The organism is Tardiphaga sp. 285_C5_N1_2, from assembly GCF_052076065.1.
GTDB lineage: Bacteria > Pseudomonadota > Alphaproteobacteria > Rhizobiales > Xanthobacteraceae > Tardiphaga > Tardiphaga robiniae.
The window spans coordinates 1,574,372-1,594,025 of record NZ_CP197241.1 but is presented as its reverse complement, the minus strand read 5'-3'; the positions used below and the strand labels follow the sequence as shown (position 1 = coordinate 1,594,025).

Here is a 19,654-nt window from a genome sequence, read left to right as displayed (position 1 = left end):
AGCCGCAAAGCACTTGGCCGAACGCGTTTCGATTTGGTCGTCCGTCACACTGTCCAGGGCTCTTTCCATCCGAAGGTCGGCCGTCTCCTTGCCAGTGGCAGTGCTGGCGCAGATCCGTCCTGCCCGAAGACAGACGTCACTCATGAACCGCGTGACGCCGCATCTCCGGCGTCCACCGCATCCTGCCCCGCGAACGTGACGATCGCGATCGCCCCTCTCGATGGGGCAGGACGAAGGGGAATATAAACCTGATGGGGATGTTGTCAACGGAGGATAGGAAAAAATGTTTAGATACCCCAAACGGTCATTCCGGGGCGTGCGCGCATCTTTGCGCGCGGGATTCCCAGCCACTCCAATTGGAGTGGCTGGGAATCCCGCCATGTTCAGCGCAAAACACTTCGAGATTCCGGGCTCATGCCGGCCCGCTTCGCGGCCCGTCCTGCCCCGGAATGACAGCGTGTGGCGGGCCGGACTGCCCAGAATGCCTTGAGACCCAACTACTGCGGCTGCGGCCCCAGGCTCGCGGCGAGTTCGGCCCAGACCGGTGCCTCTTCCTTGTAGAGCGCCTGGCTCGCTTCCAGTGTCATCGGGCCCTCGTCGATACCCTGGCTCTTGAGGAGTTCACGCACGCGATCGCTCTTGCCGGCGCCAACGAACAGCGCGGACAGTTTTGCGACCACCTCCGGCGGCGTCTTCGCCGGAGCCACGCAGCCCTGAAAGGTCAAAAGGCTGTGCGCGCGTGAGGTTGCGCCCTGTTCGAGGAATGTACCGACGTCGGGAAGATCCTTGATGCGGCGGCGCGACACCGCGACGGCGCGCGCTTTCCCGGTTTGCAGCACCGGCAGCGCCGCAGCGTAGCTGCCGATGCCGGCATCGATCGACCCACCGGCGAGATCCTGCCACATCGGCGCTTCGCCGCGATAATGCACCGCCTCCATCTTCAGCCCATACTGCTTGTTGAGCTCGACGATGACCATATGCGCGAAGGAGCCGGACGCATATGTGCCGACATTCACCTTCTCGGCCTTGCGCGCATAGTCGATGAAGTCCTTCAGCGTCTTTGCGCCGACCTTCTCGCTCACCATCAGCGGCAGGCTGCCGCCCGGCATCACCGCGACCCAGGCGAAGTCCTGCGGGACACTGTATTTGATGTCCTTGATGAGAACGGGATTGAGCATATAAGCGGTGGTGTTGCAGATCATCAGCGTGTGGCCGTCGGGATCGGAGCGTTTCAGCTCCATCGCTGCGACAGCGCCGCCGGCACCGGCCTTGTTCTCGACCACAACGGTCTGCCCGAGTTCACGCGACAGATACTCGCCGTAAACGCGCGAGAATTGATCGGTCTGGCCGCCGGCCGCGGAGCCCGCGAGAATCTTGATCGGCTTGGTCGGCCAGCTATTGGCGCGGACGAGTGACGGCGCACTCAACAATGCAGCAGCGCCTGCGCCCGCGGTGACGAATTGGCGTCGATTGAGCAGACGCAAGTTGTTTCGCACGATCATCCTCCCGATTTGATCTTATCTCTGCGGATAAGTGTATCGAGTATGACCGGCTTCGCCTGCGAAGGCAAAGCAGAGTGACACGCACAGATGTTCTAAGAACACATGCAGTAACGCCGCCTCCGGCCTGCATGCCATCAGCCGGAATATTGCCCGGCAGTTGGCGGCGCGTCACGGCTTCGGTGGAAAATGCGTTCGCCAATGCTGCGCGACATCGATGCCGCGGCAGAACCATACGCCATCATGCGCGCTCATATGTTCAAGCATCTTGATGAGCCCGCCAACACGGCCAGGACGGCCGATCAAGCGGTCATGCAAACCGATGGACAGCAGTTTCGGCGCGCCGGCGACGCCTTCCGCGTAGAGAACATCGAACGCATCGCGCATGTAAGTGAAGAACTGCTCGCCGGTCGAAAAACCTGAATTCTCGTTGAAGCGATTGTCGTTGGATTCATAAGAGTACGGCACGACGAGAAACGGGCCGTGCTCGGTCTTCACCCAGTAGGGCAGCTCATCCGCGAGCGAGTCGCGGTCATAGAGAAAGCCGCCCTCCTCCGCGAGCAGCCGCCGCGTGTTGGGACCGGGACGTCCGGTCATCCAGCCGAGCGGGCGGCTACCGGTCAGCTCGGTGAGTATCTCGATCGCCTTGCGGATATGCGCACGCTCGGTCGCTTCATCCACATGGCAATAGTCGATCCAGCGATAGCCATGACTCACCATCTCGTGGCCGCGCGCGACGCAGGCTCTCGCCAGTTCCGGATTTTGCTCCATCGCCCGCGCGACGCCGAGAATGCTGACCGGTGCCTTGAAGCGATCGAGAATATCGAGAATGCGCCAGGCGCCGCGACGGCTGCCATATTCGAACACGGACTCCACCAGCGGAACGCGAACGCCCTCTTTCGTCGGCACGCCGATGTCATTCAGCATGCCTTCGGAGACTGCATCGCCATTCACCAGCGTGGACTCGCCGCCACCTTCGATATTCAGGCTGATGCTGACCGCGATCTTCGCGCCGTTCGGCCAGCGCGGATCGGGTGACGTGGCACCGTAACCGACGAGATCGCGTTCGATCATCGGCTCCGGTCGGATGTCGCCGGGCTTCATCGCTGCAAATTCGGACATAGGGCCTCCGGAATGGCTCGGTCGAACGGCACGGTGCAGGCATCATAGCCGAAGAACCAGTCGGTTTCGGTCGGGCCATGCATCCATGAATTGGCGATGGAAATCTGCTGGATATCGGCGACACGCGGGATGCGGATCATCGTGTAATGCGCGAAGGCCGTGGCGGGATCGCCGAATTCGGCGATGCAGCGGCTGAGGATCGCGGCGTCCTCGATGGCCGCCGAGCCGCCGGCCGCCATGAATGGACGCACCGCATGGCAGGCATCGCCCATCAGCACCACGCGGCCCTTGTGCCAGGTGTCGTTGCGGGGCCGGTCGAAGATCGGCCACACGGTGACGTCTTCGGCTGCCTCCACTGCGCGTTTCAGATCGGGATGCGCATCGTCGAAAGCGGCGATGAATTCGTCGCGGTCGCCCTTCACCGGTGAACCGTCGCCATCCCAGCGCGCCATAGGCAGCGCGGCCATCACATAGACCTCGTTGCGGTCGGGCGTCATGTAATAAGCGAGCGTATGCCGGTCGGGCGCCCACCACTTGGTGCAGTCGTCGATAGCGTCACCCTTGATGCGGCTGGCCGGAAACACCGCGCGCGGTGCAGAACGCCCAATGAAGCGCGGCTCTTCCGCGCCAAGGATGAGTTCGCGGGTGATGGAGCGAATGCCATCGGCGCCGATGGCGATATCGGCTTCCGCGCTTGTGCCGTTCTCGAAGCGCAAAGTGAGCGCGTCGCCGCGCTCCTCGATGCCGGTGAGCTTGTGGCCGAAACGGATGGTCCCGGGCGCGAGCGGTCGCTGCAGCAACTGATGCAAATCGGCGCGGTGGATATTGACAAAGGGGCCGCCGAAACGCGCTTCGCATTCCGCGTCGAAATCGAGCCTGTAGAGCTGCTCGCCCGTATCCCATGCGCGGCTGAGAAACGCATCGGGGCGAATACCGGTGGCGGCGAAGGCGTCTTCGAGGTCGAGCCGGCGCAGCACGTTCGAAACGTTGGCGCCGAGAATGATGCCGGCGCCGATGCGCGAAAAACTCGGCGACTGCTCATAGACCGCGACCGGGAAGCCGGCGCGCTGCAGCAGCCCCGCCACCGTCAATCCGGCGAGACCCGCGCCGAGAACGGCGATCCGTGTTCCGCGATCCATCTCTCACCTCGTTCCAGCGGCGCCACAGCGTCCGGGCCGCAGATCATTCGATAGCTAATGATTTCGCATAGAACGGGCCGATCGCGGCTGTCAAGCGACGGCCTGAGCCGCCTCAGAAACGAGCCATATGCGCGGATTTTACGCGGAATTTCGTTTATCTCGATGAGTTTTTGGGCAGCGTCTCCGTTGATCTTCATCAACGCCGCCCTTAACATTTATTCGATTGCGAACGAATTTGGATGCGCCGCTTGCGCACCGAAAGCCGGCCTCCTCCTCACCCGTCACTGAAGGTCAGACCATGAAATTCCGCGCTCGCCTCACCGCCGTCCTGCTCGCGACCCTGGCTACGGCCGGCGTCTCCAGCGCGCAGGCTGCCGAGATCAATTTCATCACCGATTTCGGCTTCAACGGCCGCCACGCTTATTTCTACGTCGCCCGCGAGAAGGGCTACTACAAGGCCGAGGGCTTCGACGTGACCTTCGTGCGTGGCCAGGGCTCGGCCGACGCCATCAAGAAGGTTGCTGCCGGCGTCGCCACCTTCGGCTTCGCCGATGCCGGTTCGCTGGTGCTGGCGCGCGGCAATGACGGCGTGCCGGTGAAGCTGGTCTCGGTGGTCTATGCGAAGCCGCCGCAGGCGATCTTCGCCATCAAGGGCAGCGGCATCAATTCGCCGAAAGATCTCGAAGGCAAGACCGTCGCCGACACCGCATCAAGCTCGGTGCGCCTGCTGTTCCCGGCTTTCGCCAAGGCCGCCGGCATCGACGCCAGCAAGGTGAAGTGGGTGGTCGCCGAAGGCTCGGCGCTGCCGTCGCTGCTCGCCAACGGCCGCGCGGATGCGATCTGCCAGTTCTCGGTCGGCGAGCCGCTGATTGCAGCAGCCGTGGCGCCGAAGGAAGTCACCCGCATCAACTACGCCGACTCCAATCTCGATTATTACGGCAACGGCCTGATCGCCTCCGAGGAGATGATCGCGAAGAGCCCGGATCAGGTGAAGGCCTTCGTCCGCGCCACCATCAAGGGCATGAAGGACGCCTTCGCCAATCCGGCGGAAGCCGCCACCATCATGGCGAAGTATCAGAAGGAGCTGCAGCCGGCGGTGATCGAAGGCGAGACCAGGCTGGTGAAGGAGCTCGCAGAGGTGAAGGGATCGCTCGGCCATATCGAGCCGAAGAGCATCGCCAGCACCGTCGATGTGATGTCGGCCAACTTCACGCTGAAGAATCCCGTGAAACCGGAAGACCTGTTCGCGCCGGGCTTCATCGACTGATGACGGCGATCCCCGCACACAATGATGCGCCGTCGCGGACTGCCGCGGCGGTGGTACCTGCGATCGATCTCAAGGGCGTCACCAAGACCTATCCCGGCAAAGGCGGCAAGGCGACCCATGCGCTCGGTCCGGTCAATCTGCGCATCGATCCCGGCAGTTTCGTCTCGGTGGTCGGCCCATCAGGCTGCGGCAAGTCCACGCTGCTGCGCCTCGTTGCAGGGCTGGAAATGCCCGACACCGGCACCATGCAGCGCTATGGCACGACGCTCGACGGCCCATCGCATGAAGTGGGCATCGTGTTTCAGGAGCACGTGCTGTTTCCGTGGACCAGCGTGCTCGACAACGTATTGCTTCCCGCCGACGTGCTGGCGCTGCCGAAAGCCGCGGCGCGCGAGCGTGCGCTGAAGCTGCTCGAACTCACCGGCCTGAAGGATTTCGCCCATCAGCGTCCGCAGGCACTGTCCGGCGGCATGAAGCAGCGCGCCGCCTTCTGTCGCGCCATGATCTCCGATCCGCGCCTGCTCCTCCTCGACGAACCCTTTGGCGCGCTCGACGCGCTCACTCGCGAGGAATTGTCGCTCGAACTCTCGCGCCTCTGGCAGGAACTGGGCCGTGCCGCGCTGCTCATCACCCATGACATCGAGGAGGCGATCCTGCTCGGTGACCGGGTGTTGATCATGTCGGAACGCCCCGGCACCATCCGTGCCGACATCACCATCGACCTACCGCGTCCGCGCGATGCCGACACCGTGAAGCTGCCGCGCTTCCAGGAAATCAAGAACCAGATCCGCGACATCATCTTCAACCGAACGGGTGGCTGATCATGTCCTTCTCGCGCTTCATCGACCGCGCCGCCACGCCGCTGATCTATCTGGCCCTGCTGATCGGCTGGGAGTTGATCGCTGACGCCCTGAAGATTCCGACCTGGATCCTGCCGGCGCCTTTGGAGATCTATCATTCAGCCGTGAAGTGGGCGCCGGAGCTTGCCTCCAATACGCTAGTAACGCTACGCGAGACCGTGCTCGGCTTCGTGCTGGCGATCGCGCTGTCGCTGCCGCTGGCTATCCTGATCAGCCTCAACCCGCTGGCGCGCCGGATCATCTATCCGATCCTGCTCGGCCTGCAGTCGGTGCCGAAGGTCGCCGTGGCGCCGCTGATCATCCTGTGGTTCGGCCTCTCCGAATGGCCGAAGATCCTGGTCGTGGTGCTGGTCTGCTTCTTCCCGATCCTCGTCAACATGGTCGCCGGCTTCGAGGCTGCACCAAAGACCATGCTCGACCTGATGCGCTCGCTCGGCGCCTCGCCGCATATGGTGTTCCGCCGGCTGCGCGTTCCCGTGGCGCTGCCGCACTTCTTCACCGGCTGCAAGGTGGCGGTGACCTTCGCCGTGATCGGCGCCGTGATCAGCGAATTCGTCGCCGCGCAGGACGGGCTCGGCTATCTGATCCTGACCTCCACCGCGCAATCGCAGACGCCGCTCGCTTTCGCCGCCATCGCGCTGCTCACTGTGTTGAGTATTGCGCTGTTTCACGGCATCGAGTTTATCGAACGACGTGTGATCGACTGGACGCCGTGACGCCATGACTGACGAGACATCTGGATCGAAACCACCCTCGCGTCGCCCGACGCGCGCGCGCGCGGCAATGCGCGAACAGGTCGATGCCATTTTTGCGCAGTGGCAGACGGAGCGGCCGGATATCGACCCCAGCCCAGTGCACATCTACGGCCTGATCGGCCGGATTCAAATGCAATGCACAGCCCTCATCGATGAGGCGCTCGCGCCCTTCGAACTGACCCGCGGCACCTATGACGTGCTGACAGCGCTGCGCCGCGCGGGCGCGCCCTACAGCCTGTCGCCGAAGCAGATCGCCCAATCGCTGCTGCTATCAGGCGCCGGCCTGACCAGCCGGCTCAACAAGCTGGAAGCGCAGAACTACCTGGCGCGGCTGCCGGAGCCGAACGATCGCCGCACGCTACGTGTTCAGCTCACCTCGGCGGGCGAGACCGTGATCAATGAAGCGATCCCGCGCGTGTTCGACGTGCAGCGGGAGTTGTTGGCACCGCTCGGCCCGGAGGGGCAGCAGCGGCTGATGCAGGAGCTGATGCGTTTTGCAGATGTGATCGACGGACGCCTTTAACACCGTCATTCCCCGGCACACCGATTGGTGTGCCTGAGGGGACGGACCGACGCCGCAGGCGGCGGGGCGGAGCCCGGAATCTCAGAATGTTCATCACCTCTTACACCACGCGCGGAAAGAGGCGGCTCTCATTGCGAGGTTCCGGGTTCGCGCGCCTGCGGCGCGCGCCCCGGAACGACGAGGACTTGGCGTTACGCCTTGCCGCCCGAACCCTTGCGGGTGTCGTTGACCCAGCTCTTCGCGCCGGTGGCGAGAATGCCGCTGTCGTTGAGCAGCGTCACCAGCTTGAAGCCCATGCCGATGTTTTTCGCAGCACCCACGGGGCCCGAGCAGTGAATGCCCGGATTGAGGCCGCGCTTGTCGCATTCCTTGATGAGCTTGTCGTAGATCTTCAGGATCTCCGGCTCCTCGCGGTCGAGCTTCGGCACCAGACCATAGGAAAAGCCGAGGTCGGACGGCCCGACATAGACGCCGTCGATGCCTTCGACATCGAGAATGGCTTCCATGTTGTCGACCGCGGTCTTGGTTTCCAGCATCGGCAGGCAGATGATGTCGGCATTGGCCGTCTTCTGATAGTCGCCGGCGCCGCCATACATGCCCGAGCGGATCGGACCGTTGCTGCGGGTGCCGCGCGGCGGATACTTGCAGTACTGCACGAAGTTCTCGGCTTCTTCCTTGGTGTTGACCATCGGACAGATCACGCCATAGGCGCCGCCATCGAGCACCTTGCCGATGATGCCGGGCTCGTTCCACGGCACGCGGACCATGGGCGTCACCGGATGCGCACCCATCGCCTGGAAGCACTCCACCATCGACATGTAGTCCTGCACGCCGTGCTGGATGTCCACGGTGACGCTGTCGAAACCGCACTGCGCCATCACTTCGGCAGAGAAGCCCGACGGAATCGCGAGCCAGCCGTTGACGGCAACCTTGCCCGCCTTCCAGATTTCCTTGACCTTGTTTGCCATCGTCGATGGTCCTTCTTTTGGTTGGTAGTGATGACTTGAGTGCAGCAGAGTTGAGTTCGAGAAACTACGAGGTTGCCTTCTTCACGGCGTCTTCGCTGACGCCGAAGTCGCGGGCAGTCTGCACGATGGCAGCCCAGGTCTCATCCGGCAATGGCACGCCATTGGCGGTGCGCTCGGCGCGGGTCTTCGCTTCATTGTCGCCGGGAATCAGAACGGCATCGACGCCGGCGGCCGGCTTGGCGCTCTTGAAGAAGTCGACATAGCGCGCGACTTCGCCGTCGAAGAAGTTCGCGGGGTCGATGACCTTCGGATCGATATAGATCGAGAACATGCCATTGGCGAAAGGCCGATCATACTTGGTGGCACCGTTGCCGGTGAGCGCTCCGCCGAGCAGTTCGCAGATCAATGCGAGGCCGGAGCCCTTGTGATCGCCGAAGGCGCGGATCGCGCCGGTGCCCTTGGAGTGATCGCGCGGACCTTGCATCTCATGCGGGCCGTAAAGCAGCGCCGGGTCTTCGCTCAGCGACCCGTCAGGCGCAATCAGCGCGCCCTTCGGCAGCTTCTTGCCGCCGCGCGAGGCGACCAGCACCTTGCCTTCGGCGACGACCGAGGTCGCGAAATCGAGCACCACCGGCATCTGTCCGGGACGCGGAATGCCAACGCAATAGGGCGCGGTGGAGAGACGGCGCTCGACGCCGCCATAGGGCGCGACCAGCACGGAGCCAGCGGCCGTGACAAAATGGATCGAAACGAGGCCTTCGGCAGCCGCCATCTCGGCCCAGTCGCCGATGCGGCCGATGTGACCGGAATTCTTGGTGGCGATGGCGGAGAGACCGGCCGCCTTGCACTTCTCGATGCCGAGCTTGACCGCCTGCGGGCCGACCGTCTGGCCATAGCCGAAGCGGCCATCGACGACGGCGAGCGACGGCGTATCGACGGGGATTTCGATGGTCTGGTTCGGGGTGATCATCCCGTTATTGCGCCAGCGGATATAGACCGGAACGCGGATGACGCCGTGGCTGTCATGGCCGGTGAGGTTCGCTGTCGTGAGATAGGTGGCGATGCGCCGGGCTTCTTCCGGAGAAGAGTCGGCATGGGCGAACACGTCGGCGACGAAATCGATGAGCTTGTTGACTTGAACTGTAACCATGGCGGGACATTCGTCCTTGTTGATGGGCAGCGAGGCCGTCGGTGCAAGCCCTCAATGGGCCGCAAGACCCGCTGCAGGTTTGCCATGACCGCCGAGATAGGCGGCCGCGATGGCCTCGTTGGCCCAGAGATCCTCCGGCTTGCCGCCAAGCACGATACGGCCGGTTTCCAGCACGTAACCCTGATCGGCGACGGATAGTCCCATGCGCGCATTTTGCTCCACAAGCAAGACCGTGGTGGAGAGGCGGATTTCCGTGATGATGCGGAACACCGCTTGCACGATGACCGGCGCGAGGCCGAGCGACGGCTCGTCGAGCAGCAGCAGCCGCGGCTTGGCCATCAAGCCGCGCGCGACCGCCACCATCTGCAACTGGCCGCCCGAGAGCGTCCAGCCGAGCGCACCAGAGAATTTCCGTATGTCGGGAAACAGGTCGAACATCGCATCGGCTTCACCAGACAATTCGGCCTTGCTCGCTTTGCGATTGGAGCCCCCGAGCATGATGTTCTCTTTCACCGTCAGGCCGGGAAACACCCGCCTGCCCTCCGGCACATGGGAGATGCCCATCCGCACGATGGCTTCCGGGCCCAAACCTGCGATCGACTTGCCGTCGAACAGGATGTCGCCCGAGGCCGGCTTGGCGAGACCGGAGATCGCACGCAGCGTGGTCGACTTGCCGGCGCCGTTGGCACCGAGCAGCGTCACCACCTGCCCTTCCTCGACATTGAACGACACACCGCGGAGCGCGACGATTTCGCCGTAACGGACATTGAGATCGTTGATTTCAAGCAGCGGCATCAGTCTGTTCCGAGATAGGCCGAGACGACGTCCGGATGGCGGAGCACCGCCATCGACTCGCCATCGGCAATGCGCCGTCCGAAATTCAGCACGGTGATGTGCTGCGCTGCTTCCGACACCAGCGTCATGTCGTGATCGATGATCAGAATGGTCAGCCCCTGCGCCGCGATGCGCTTGAGCAGTTCATGCAGTTCGAGCTTCTCGGTCGAATTGAGGCCGGCCGCGGGCTCGTCGAGCAGCAGCAGCGTCGGGTTCGCCGCCAATGCGCGCGCAATCTCGATGAGGCGTTGATGGCCGTAGGAGAAGCTGGAGATCAGCTCCATGGCGCGCGGGCCGAGGCCAACGAAAGTCAGCGCCGCCAGCGCCCGCTCGGTCAGCGCGGCTTCGTCGCCCTTGCCGGTGAGCGTATTACCCGGCCGCTCGGCGCCGATGATGACGTTTTCCAGCGCGGTCATCGAGCGGAACAGGCGGATGTTCTGGAAGGTGCGGCCAAGCCCTGCTGCTGCGCGCAGATGCGGCGGCATCGTGGTGACGTCGGTGCCGTCCAGCACCACCTTGCCTGAGGTCGCGTTGTAGAGACCCGAGAGCACGTTCAGCGTCGTGGTCTTGCCGGAGCCGTTGGGACCGATCAGCGCATGCACACCGCCGCGGCGCACGGATATGTCGACCTGATCGACGGCTTTCAAGCCGCCGAAATGTTTCGACAGTCCGGTAACTTCAAGCACCATGTCGCCGCCGGTTGCTGCGGGCTTGAGCTGTAGCGGCGCGCTTGTGACTGCCACCTTCTTGCTGCTGCGCATGCGATCATAGGCCGCAGTGACGAAGCCCCAGATGCCGTCCGGCATGAAGCGGATAATCAGGATCACCGAGAGGCCGTAGATGGCCAGATACAGGCCGGGCACGCTCTTGAGGAAACGCAGCCATTCCGGAATCAGGATCAGAAGACCCGTGCCGATGGCCGAACCGATCGGCGACGCCACGCCGCCGAGCAGCGACATGGTCAGGAACACGATGGATTCGGCGAAGGAGAACTGATCCGGCGAGATATAGGCGAAGCCGCCGGCGAACAGACCGCCGCCGAGCCCACCGAGCACAGCCGATATGGCGAAGGCATAGACCTTGGTGCGGAACACATCGATGCCGTTGACGCCGGCTGCGAGTTCGTTGTCGCGCACGGCGCGCATGGCGCGGCCGAGCCGCGTCTCCGGCAGATGCCAGACGATGTAGCCGACCAAGGCCAGCATCGCGACGCAGAAAGCGAGATAGGATTGCGACGACAGGAACAGCGACGGGCGCCCGATCTTCGACACGCCGTCCGGTCCCTTGGTGAGCCAGATCGCGTTGATCATCACCAGCGTGACGATCTGCTGGAACGAGATCGTCACCATCGCGAGGTAATGGCCGCCGAGCCGCAGCGTCGACAGGCCGAGAACGGCGCCGGCGACCAGTGCCATCACGCAGCCCGCCACCAGACACAGCCAGTAGCTGAGCTGATAGTCCGTGGTGCCGATGCCGACCGCATAGGCACCGAAGCCGAAGAACGCCGCCTGCGCCAGATTGATCTGCCCGCACAGGCCGAGCACCACCGACAGGCCGAACACGGCGATGGCGAAAGTGGTGGCCTGCATCAGGATGTTGAGGATGTAGCCGTCGAACTGCATCGACGACGCCAGAAAGACCACGATGGCGGCGCCGATGAAATACGGCGCGTGACGCAGCAGCAGCGGTTTCGGACGTGTGATGACCACTGCCGGGATGTTGTCGCTGGAGGTGCTCATGCTTTCTCCGCGACACGTTCGCCGAAGATGCCCTGCGGACGGAACACCAGGAACAGCACCAGCACGAGGAAGGCGAAGCCGTCTTTATACGGCACGGAGATATAGGCGGCGCCGAATGTCTCGATGATGCCGAGCGCAAGGCCGCCGATGATGGCGCCGGTGACATCGCCGAAGCCACCGATAATGGTGGCCGCAAACGCCTTCAGCGCGATGGTCGAGCCCATCTGGATCGACACGAACAGGATCGGCGCAACCAGAAGCCCGGCGAGACCGCCGAGCACGGCCGAATAGATGAAGGTGACCATGATCATGGTCGAGACGGAAATACCGAGCAGCGACGCCATCTCCTTGTCCTGCGACGTGGCCTGCAGCTTCTTGCCGATCATGGTGTGTTCGAAGAACCAGTAGTTGAAGATCACCAGCGCGATGGTGACCACAATGATCAGCAGATACTGGCTATCGAGATAGACCGGACCGAGCTGGATGCCGGGCGTATCGAACCAGCCCGGCAGCACCTGCGGCTGCGGGCCGTACAGCGCCAGCACGCCATTGGCCATCAGGATTGAGGCGCCGATGGTGGCGATGATCACAGGCAGATAGGTGCGGTGGCGCAGCGGATAATAGACGCCGAGATTGAAGATGACGCCGATGACCGCCATGCCGGCGAGCGCAATGATAAAGGACAGCCAGTAAGGCAGTTCCAGATCGACGGCGCAGACCACCATGAGATAGGCGGCGACCATCGAGAACTCGCCCTGCGCGAAATTGACGACATTGGTGGCGCGGAAGATCAGCACGAAGCCCAGCGCCACCAGCGCATAGACGGCTCCGATGCCGATTCCCGTAAACAGTAACTGCAGTACCAGATCCATCAGGCGTGCTCGGTGGGAGGTGATTTTGCCAAGAACTCGTCATTCCGGGATGCGCCCGCTTGGGCGCAGACCCGGAATCTCGACATGGTGAGCGCGGCAACAGGCGCTGAACATTTCGGGATTCCGGGTTCGCGACCGCCTGACGGCGCTCGCGCCCCGGAATGACAACGGTGTGGCGGGTTCACGCGCGGAACACGCGCGTGCCCGGGATGACGATTTAGGCCGTCGGTCGACGGCCATCACCGTCAGTTATCGAATTCGATGTGCTTGTCGAAGACGATGTTGCCCTTCTCGTTCTTCACGATGTTGTAGCCGTGCAGACCGTCGCCGTTCTTGTCGAAGTTGTATTCGCCTTCGGCTCCCGGATACTTCTTGACCGTGAGGATCGCCTCGCGGATCTTCTGCGGATCGGTCGAGCCGGCATTCTTGATCGCCGTTGCCAGCACGTTGATCGCATCATATGGCCAGGAGCTCTGGTTATCGGGTGCGACTTTGTAGGCATCGCGATAGGCCTTGCCGAAGGCCTTCGACGCCTCGGAGGAATCTTCCGCGTAATCGGCGACGCCATAGGTGCCGTAGAGCGCGGGACCGGCGAGCTTCAATGCGGTGACGTTGACGATCGAGGGCGAACCGACCCACGGAATGTTGACGCCGAGCTGTCGCAGCTGGCGGGCGAATATTCCGAGATCGTTCTCGAAGGTGAAATAGGAACCGAGGATATCGGCACCGGACTGCTTGATCGCCAATACGACAGGCGTGAAGTCCTGGCTCTGATTGGCATAGCCCTGATCGAGTGCGACGGTTGCACCCAGCGGCCCGAGCGCTTCGGTCAGTGCCTTGCCACCCGCGGTGCCGAAGGCATCGGTCGAATGCAGCACGGCCCACTTCTTCTTGTCGAGATTCTTGACGCCGTATTCGGCGATGACGCGGCCGGAATAGCTGTCATTCGGGCGGAAACGGAACAGCCAGGGATTGCCGAGCTTGGTGAGGTTCGGATCGGTGCCGCCGAACATCACCGGCTTGCCGAGCTTCATGACGTCGGGTGCCATCGCATGCACCTGGGTCGAACGGATCGAGCCGAGGAAACCGACGATGTCGGGATTGGCAGCGAGCTTGGAGAAGGCCAGCACGATGCCGGGATTGGTGGTCTGGTCGTCCTCGATGATCAGTTCGATCTGCTTGCCGAGGATGCCGCCGGCCTTGTTGATGGCCTCGACCGCAAGCTTGGCGCCGCCGGTCGCATATTTGCCCGCTTCCGCCGCCGGTCCCGTAATCGGCGCACACATGCCGATCTTGATCGTTCCCCCGCCCTGGGCGCGCGCGCTGCCAATAATGTAGGGGGCGGTCAGACCAGCGGCCAATCCTGCCGTGAATCCACGTCTCGTGAGCGTCATCGTTCTCTCCCTAAGAGGCCGGACTTGAGCGCCAGCCTTCTTTTGATGGCGGGAGTTGAGCGAAAAATTCCTGTCCTGTCTACAGCCCAGCGAAATTCGTACGACGAATTAACGCTCGCGTGGCGTGCGACAGCCTTGCCGCAAAAATATGCAGATCAGTTATTCACCAGCATCATCGTCATCCGCGCCGTCGGCTGCCGGCATGGCCAGCAGCGCGGCTTCCAGCTCATGCAACAAAGCCTGCAGGTCCGACAATTTGCGCGCGCCGAAGCGCTTCGTCATCTCGGCATAGATCGCCTCCGATGTGGGCGCGACAGCCTCGATCAATTTCAATCCCTTTGACGTGATCGAGACAATGCTGCGGCGCAAATCGGCCTTCAGCAGCCGGCGTTCGATCAGCCGCCTGCCCTCCAGATCGCGCAGGATACGCGACAGACTCGGCCCGAGCAGGAAGGCGACACGCGCGAGTTCCGTCACCTCGATCTCGCCCGACGCCGCCAGCGCGCGCAGGATGCGCCATTGCTGTTCGGTGAGATCATGCGCCCGCAGCGATGGTCGAAAATGTCGCATCACCGATTCCCGCGTTCGCAGCAGCGACATTGGGAGCGACTGCGAGAAGTCGCGCATGGGGATTTTCGCGGCGGCCTTGGCGGCGGTCCGTGGCTTTGATGCTGTCGTCATGGTCGCCTCTATAAGATGATTCTGGCGCACCGCAGTGTGCAACGCACAATCGAATTGTCGCATCCAGGGTTTGATCGCAACAACTTAACATGTTAATCACTTTACCGCGCGGCTTTTCTGCGCGGGATGACGACCCGATGGCACTCACCTCTTCAGAGATTTCAGGCGCGGCGCAGCGCCTGCATCACGCCGAGAAGACGCGGACGCAGATCCGTCAACTGTCGCTGGACCATCCCGGCATCACCATCGACGATTCCTATGCGATCCAGAAGGCCTGGATCGAGATCAAGGTCGCAGAGGGGCGCATCGTGCGCGGCCACAAGATCGGCCTCACCTCCAAGGCGATGCAGAGCGCACTGAACATCGACGAGCCGGATTCCGGTGTGCTGCTCGACGACATGTTCTTCGCCGATGGCGGGCTCGTCCCCACCGATCGTTTCATCGCAACCCGCGTCGAGGCCGAACTGGCTTTCGTGATGAAGACGCGGCTCGAAGGCCCGGACTGCACGATGTTCGATGTGCTCAATGCCACCGATTTCGTGGTGCCGGCGCTGGAAATTCTCGATACCCGCGTCGAACGCGTCGATGCCGCAACCAAAGCCACGCGAAAAATCTTCGACACCATCGCCGATAATGCGGCCAATGCCGGTATCGTGCTGGGCGGCCGACCGATGCGTCCGCTGGACACCGATCTGCGCTGGGTCGGCGCCATGTGCCATCGCAATGGCCAGCTCGAAGAAACCGGCCTCGCCGCCGGCGTGCTGAATCATCCCGCCACCAGCGTCGCCTGGCTTGCCAATAAGATCGCGCCGCATGGGCTTGCGCTGGAACCCGGTCAGGTCGTTCTCGCCGGCTCGTTCATTCGCCCCATCGAGACCCGCAAAGGCGACACGATCCAGGCGGACTATGGCCCTTGGGGCACCGTCAGTTGCTACTTCGCCTGAACAGGGATCACGCATCATGCCGCATTTCACCATCGAATATTCGGCCAATCTCGACGGCGTCGTGGATATCAGCGCGCTGTGCGAGGTAGTCCGCAACGCCGCGGTGCAGACCGGCATCTTCCCGCTCGGCGGCATTCGCGTCCGCGCGATCCGCTGCGAGCATTATGCCATCGCCGACGGCCGCGCCGGCCTCAGCTTTCTCGATATTCTGCTACGGATCGGCGAAGGCCGCTCGCTCGAGGTTCGCCAGAAGGCTGGCGAACAAATTTTCCAGACGATCTCGCACCATCTCGACAATGTTTTCGCCGGCGGCCGATTTGCGCTGTCCTTCGACATACAGATCAACGACAGCGCGACCAGCTGGAAGCGCAATCCCATTCACGACCTGCTGAAAGCCGAGGCCAACAATGGCTAAGACCCCTGCCGATCCCGCCGCTGTCCTTCAGGCCAACACCGAGCGCGCCGCGCCGCTGCTGAAAAAACTCGCGGCCGACGGCATCGGCAATATTATCGACGGCCAGATCGTGCCGTCCTCGTCGGGTGAGGTGTTCGAGACGACGTCGCCGATCGATGGAAGCGTGCTTGCGCAGGTCGCGCGGGGCACGAAAGAAGATATCGACAAGGCCGCCAAGGCCGCACAGCGCGCCTTCAAGGAATGGCGCGACATGGCGCCGACCACGCGCAAGAAGCTGCTGCATCGGGTTGCGGATGCCATCGAGGACAATGCCGACGACATCGCCGTGCTGGAATGTATCGACACCGGCCAGGCACATCGCTTCATGGCCAAGGCCGCGATCCGCGGCGCCGAGAATTTCCGCTTCTATGCCGACAAATGCACGGAGGCCCGCGACGGCCTCAACATGCCGGCCGACGAGCACTGGAACGTCTCGACCCGCGTGCCGATCGGCCCGGTCGGCGTCATCACGCCGTGGAACACGCCGTTCATGCTGTCCACCTGGAAGATCGCACCGGCGCTGGCTGCTGGTTGCACGGTGGTGCACAAGCCGGCCGAATGGTCGCCGGTCACGGCTGACCTGCTCGCAAAGCTTGCCAAGCAGGCCGGCCTTCCCGACGGCGTGCTGAACACCGTGCACGGCTTCGGCGAAGAGTCCGGCAAGGCACTGACCGAGCATCCCGCCATCAAGGCCATCGCCTTTGTCGGCGAAAGCGCCACCGGCTCCGCCATCATGGCGCAGGGGGCGCCGACCCTGAAGCGCGTGCATTTCGAACTCGGCGGCAAGAATCCGGTGATCGTGTTCGATGATGCCGATCTGGACCGCGCGCTCGATGCCGTGGTGTTCATGATCTATTCGCTGAATGGCGAGCGCTGTACCTCGTCCAGCCGGTTGCTGGTGCAGGCGAGCATTGCCGATACATTCATCGAGAAGCTCACAGCTCGCGTGCAGGCACTGAAGATCGGGCATCCGCTCGATCCCCGGACCGAAGTCGGCCCGCTGATCCATGAACGCCACCACGCAAAGGTCTGCAGCTATTTCGACATCGCGCGGCAGGACGGCGCGACCATCGCCGTCGGCGGCAAACCGCATGACGGCCCCGGCGGCGGACATTACGTGCAGCCGACGCTGGTGACTGGTGCGCACAAGGACATGCGCGTGGCGCAGGAGGAAGTGTTCGGCCCGTTCCTCACGGTGATCCCGTTCAGCAACGAAGCCGAAGCGATCGAGATCGCCAATGCCGTGCAATACGGCCTCACCGGCTATGTCTGGACCAATGATGTGGGCCGTGCGCTGCGCGTGGCCGACGCGCTGGAGGCCGGCATGATCTGGCTCAATTCGGAAAACGTCCGCCATCTGCCGACGCCCTTCGGCGGCATGAAGGCCTCCGGCATCGGCCGCGACGGCGGCGACTATTCGTTCGAGTTCTATATGGAGACAAAACACGTCTCGCTCGCGCGCGGGACGCATAAGATACAGAGATTAGGCATCTAGGTTGTCATTCCGGGGCACGTGCGCCCTTACGCACGCGAACCCGGAATGACGAGATAAAAACGCAGGAAACGCCCATGCCCGTGCCGACCCACGTGTTCGATCCGCCCTTCAATATCCTGCGCTCCAGCCACGTCGTGCTGGATGTCGTCGATCTCAAGGCCAGCCGCGACTTCTATGCGAATGCCGTCGGCCTGCATGTCGAGGATGCCGACAGCGAGACCGTCTATCTGCGTGCCGTGGAAGAGCACCAGCATCACTCCCTGGTGCTGCGCAAGGCAGCAACATCGGCGTGCCATCGGCTGGGCTTCCGCGTCGCCAGCGAGAGCGATCTCGACAAGGCCGCCGCCTGGTTCGCCGCCAACGGCATCGTCTATTCCTTCGTCGAGCGCCCGTTCCAGGGCCGCACGATGCATGTCACCGATCCGTTCGGCTTCCAGATCGAACTCTATGCGACCATGGAGAAGCGCCCGCATCTGCTCCGCCGCTTCGATCTTTACAAGGGTTGCCATCCGCAGCGGCTCGATCATTTCAACGTCTTCGCCGCCGAGGTGCAGGACACCGTCGACTTCTATGCGCGGCTCGGCTTCCGGCTGACCGAATATGGCGAAGAAGACGGCGACAATGGCCGCATCGCCGCCGCCTGGATGCATCGCAAGGGCAATGTGCACGACTTCGCCATCACCAATGGCGAGGGGCCGCGGCTGCACCACTTCGCCTATTGGGTGCCGACCGCGATGAACATCCTGCATCTCTGCGACGTGATGGCGTCATCGGGCTATCTGAAGAACCTGGAGCGTGGCCCCGGCCGCCACGGCATCTCCAATGCGTTCTTCCTCTATGTGCGCGATCCCGACGGCCATCGCCTCGAACTCTACACGTCAGACTACCAGACCATGGACACCGACCACGAGCCGCTGCGCTGGTCGCTGAAGGACCCACGCCGGCAGACTCTTTGGGGCGCGCCTGCCCCGCGCTCGTGGTTTGAACAAGGCTCGCCGTTCAATGGGCAGGCCGTGCGTGAGCCGGCTTTCGTGGCGGATGTGACGATTGCGGATTGATGACAATAGAGTGTGAGGAACACGCGCGATGACCTACTCCCGCCTCGCCACCTTCACCGTCAACGGAGCCCTGAAATACGGCGCCGTCACTGACGATGGGATCGTCGATCTATCCGCGCGCTACGGCGGGGATTATCCGACGCTGCGTGAAGCCATCGCGCATGGCGCCTTGCATCGCCTCGCCGATGCCGCGGCCAATCAGCCCGCCGATTTCGCATTGGACGCCATCACCTGGCAGCCGCCGATCCCGGCCCCGGAAAAGATCATCTGCATCGGCGTCAACTATCCGGACCGCAATGCCGAATACAAGGACGGTCAGGACGCGCCGAAATATCCTTCGATGTTCATGCGCACGCCGCGCTCCTTCGTCGGACATGAGGCGCCGCTGGTGCGCCCGCGCGTATCGAGGCAGCTCGACTATGAAGGCGAAGTCGTGCTGGTGATCGGTAAGGCCGGGCGCCACATCGCCGAGGGCGATGCGCTGGATCACATCGCCGCGCTGACGCTCTGTAACGAAGGCACCATCCGCGACTGGGTGCGGCACGCCAAATTCAACGTCACCCAAGGCAAGAACTTCGATGCCACCGGCAGCCTCGGCCCATGGATCGTGCCCTATAGCGACGAAAGCCAGATCGCCGATATCCGCCTCACCACCCATGTCAACGGCGAGCTGCGGCAGGACGATCGCACCTCGCGGCTGATGTTCGGCTTCCGCTATCTCCTGAGCTATATCTCGACCTTCACGACACTCGTGCCCGGCGACGTGATCGTCACCGGCACGCCGACCGGCGCCGGTGCGCGCTTCGATCCGCCACGCTATCTTGTCCCTGGCGATGTGATCGAGATCAAAGCGGACGGCATCGGCACACTGCGCAACGGCGTCGTCGACGAACACTAACG

General features: G+C 63.0%; 19 protein-coding genes. 9 read left to right on the top strand and 10 right to left on the bottom strand.

Features of this window, described 5'->3' with window-relative positions; all coding sequences use genetic code 11:
- Positions 1-497 precede the first annotated feature (497 nt).
- From AB7951_RS07480 to AB7951_RS07470, 3 genes are all read right to left on the bottom strand, one after another.
- The gene (locus AB7951_RS07480) at positions 498-1,496 is read right to left on the bottom strand and encodes a Bug family tripartite tricarboxylate transporter substrate binding protein (protein ID WP_231079988.1); all 999 of its coding nucleotides are present in this window, start codon (positions 1,494-1,496) and stop codon (positions 498-500) included.
- Between the two features lie 174 nt (positions 1,497-1,670).
- A complete protein-coding gene (locus tag AB7951_RS07475; RefSeq protein ID WP_439061784.1) occupies positions 1,671-2,621 on the bottom strand; it encodes an allantoinase PuuE in 951 nt (316 codons plus the stop codon).
- Entirely contained in the window at positions 2,600-3,760 is a 1,161-nt protein-coding gene (locus AB7951_RS07470) for an FAD-dependent monooxygenase (RefSeq protein ID WP_120291222.1), read from the bottom strand. The genes AB7951_RS07475 and AB7951_RS07470 overlap by 22 nt, the downstream gene beginning before the upstream one ends.
- Before the next feature lie 298 nt (positions 3,761-4,058).
- On the opposite strand from AB7951_RS07470, the gene AB7951_RS07465 reads away from it, so the two are divergent.
- From AB7951_RS07465 to AB7951_RS07450, 4 genes are all read left to right on the top strand, one after another.
- A complete protein-coding gene (locus tag AB7951_RS07465) occupies positions 4,059-5,027 on the top strand; it encodes an ABC transporter substrate-binding protein (RefSeq protein WP_120291847.1) in 969 nt (322 codons plus the stop codon).
- Positions 5,027-5,848: an ABC transporter ATP-binding protein gene (locus AB7951_RS07460; protein WP_120291224.1), complete on the top strand. Its 822-nt coding sequence runs from the start codon at positions 5,027-5,029 to the stop codon at positions 5,846-5,848. Before AB7951_RS07465 ends, AB7951_RS07460 begins: the two co-directional genes overlap by 1 nt.
- 2 nt (positions 5,849-5,850) lie before the next feature.
- Positions 5,851-6,603, top strand: a complete 753-nt coding sequence (locus AB7951_RS07455; protein ID WP_120291226.1) for an ABC transporter permease — start codon at positions 5,851-5,853, stop codon at positions 6,601-6,603.
- Between the two features lie 67 nt (positions 6,604-6,670).
- Positions 6,671-7,165: a MarR family transcriptional regulator gene (locus AB7951_RS07450; RefSeq protein WP_158596834.1), complete on the top strand. Its 495-nt coding sequence runs from the start codon at positions 6,671-6,673 to the stop codon at positions 7,163-7,165.
- 191 nt (positions 7,166-7,356) lie between these two features.
- Here the strand turns inward: AB7951_RS07450 and AB7951_RS07445 are convergent, their stop codons facing one another.
- From AB7951_RS07445 to hpaR, 7 genes are all read right to left on the bottom strand, one after another.
- Positions 7,357-8,133 (bottom strand): HpcH/HpaI aldolase family protein, encoded by a 777-nt coding sequence (locus AB7951_RS07445; protein WP_068735824.1) that lies wholly within the window; start codon positions 8,131-8,133, stop codon positions 7,357-7,359.
- 64 nt (positions 8,134-8,197) lie between these two features.
- Positions 8,198-9,283 (bottom strand): malate/lactate/ureidoglycolate dehydrogenase, encoded by a 1,086-nt coding sequence (locus tag AB7951_RS07440; protein WP_441255720.1) that lies wholly within the window; start codon positions 9,281-9,283, stop codon positions 8,198-8,200.
- Positions 9,284-9,334: 51 nt separating this feature from the next.
- On the bottom strand, positions 9,335-10,078 hold the full coding sequence (locus AB7951_RS07435; protein WP_068735820.1) for an ABC transporter ATP-binding protein: 744 nt from the start codon (positions 10,076-10,078) through the stop codon (positions 9,335-9,337).
- Positions 10,078-11,856, bottom strand: a complete 1,779-nt coding sequence (locus AB7951_RS07430; RefSeq protein ID WP_120291234.1) for a branched-chain amino acid ABC transporter ATP-binding protein/permease — start codon at positions 11,854-11,856, stop codon at positions 10,078-10,080. The genes AB7951_RS07435 and AB7951_RS07430 overlap by 1 nt, the downstream gene beginning before the upstream one ends.
- The gene (locus tag AB7951_RS07425) at positions 11,853-12,728 is read right to left on the bottom strand and encodes a branched-chain amino acid ABC transporter permease (RefSeq protein ID WP_089265092.1); all 876 of its coding nucleotides are present in this window, start codon (positions 12,726-12,728) and stop codon (positions 11,853-11,855) included. Before AB7951_RS07425 ends, AB7951_RS07430 begins: the two co-directional genes overlap by 4 nt.
- Before the next feature lie 245 nt (positions 12,729-12,973).
- Positions 12,974-14,122, bottom strand: a complete 1,149-nt coding sequence (locus tag AB7951_RS07420) for an ABC transporter substrate-binding protein (protein ID WP_120291236.1) — start codon at positions 14,120-14,122, stop codon at positions 12,974-12,976.
- Positions 14,123-14,281: 159 nt separating this feature from the next.
- A complete protein-coding gene (gene hpaR, locus AB7951_RS07415) occupies positions 14,282-14,803 on the bottom strand; it encodes a homoprotocatechuate degradation operon regulator HpaR (protein ID WP_120291238.1) in 522 nt (173 codons plus the stop codon).
- 137 nt (positions 14,804-14,940) lie between these two features.
- Between hpaR and hpaH the strand changes: the two genes are divergently transcribed.
- The 5 genes from hpaH to AB7951_RS07390 all read left to right on the top strand — a co-directional run bounded on the left by hpaH (position 14,941) and on the right by AB7951_RS07390 (position 19,652).
- Entirely contained in the window at positions 14,941-15,747 is an 807-nt protein-coding gene (gene hpaH, locus AB7951_RS07410) for a 2-oxo-hept-4-ene-1,7-dioate hydratase (RefSeq protein ID WP_120291240.1), read from the top strand.
- 16 nt (positions 15,748-15,763) lie between these two features.
- Entirely contained in the window at positions 15,764-16,162 is a 399-nt protein-coding gene (locus AB7951_RS07405) for a 5-carboxymethyl-2-hydroxymuconate Delta-isomerase (RefSeq protein ID WP_120291242.1), read from the top strand.
- Positions 16,155-17,696, top strand: a complete 1,542-nt coding sequence (gene hpaE / locus AB7951_RS07400) for a 5-carboxymethyl-2-hydroxymuconate semialdehyde dehydrogenase (RefSeq protein WP_120291244.1) — start codon at positions 16,155-16,157, stop codon at positions 17,694-17,696. Before AB7951_RS07405 ends, hpaE begins: the two co-directional genes overlap by 8 nt.
- Positions 17,697-17,770: 74 nt before the next feature.
- Positions 17,771-18,754, top strand: a complete 984-nt coding sequence (gene hpaD, locus AB7951_RS07395; protein ID WP_441255719.1) for a 3,4-dihydroxyphenylacetate 2,3-dioxygenase — start codon at positions 17,771-17,773, stop codon at positions 18,752-18,754.
- Positions 18,755-18,782: 28 nt separating this feature from the next.
- A complete protein-coding gene (locus tag AB7951_RS07390) occupies positions 18,783-19,652 on the top strand; it encodes a fumarylacetoacetate hydrolase family protein (protein ID WP_120291249.1) in 870 nt (289 codons plus the stop codon).
- The last annotated feature ends 2 nt before the right edge of the window (positions 19,653-19,654 follow it).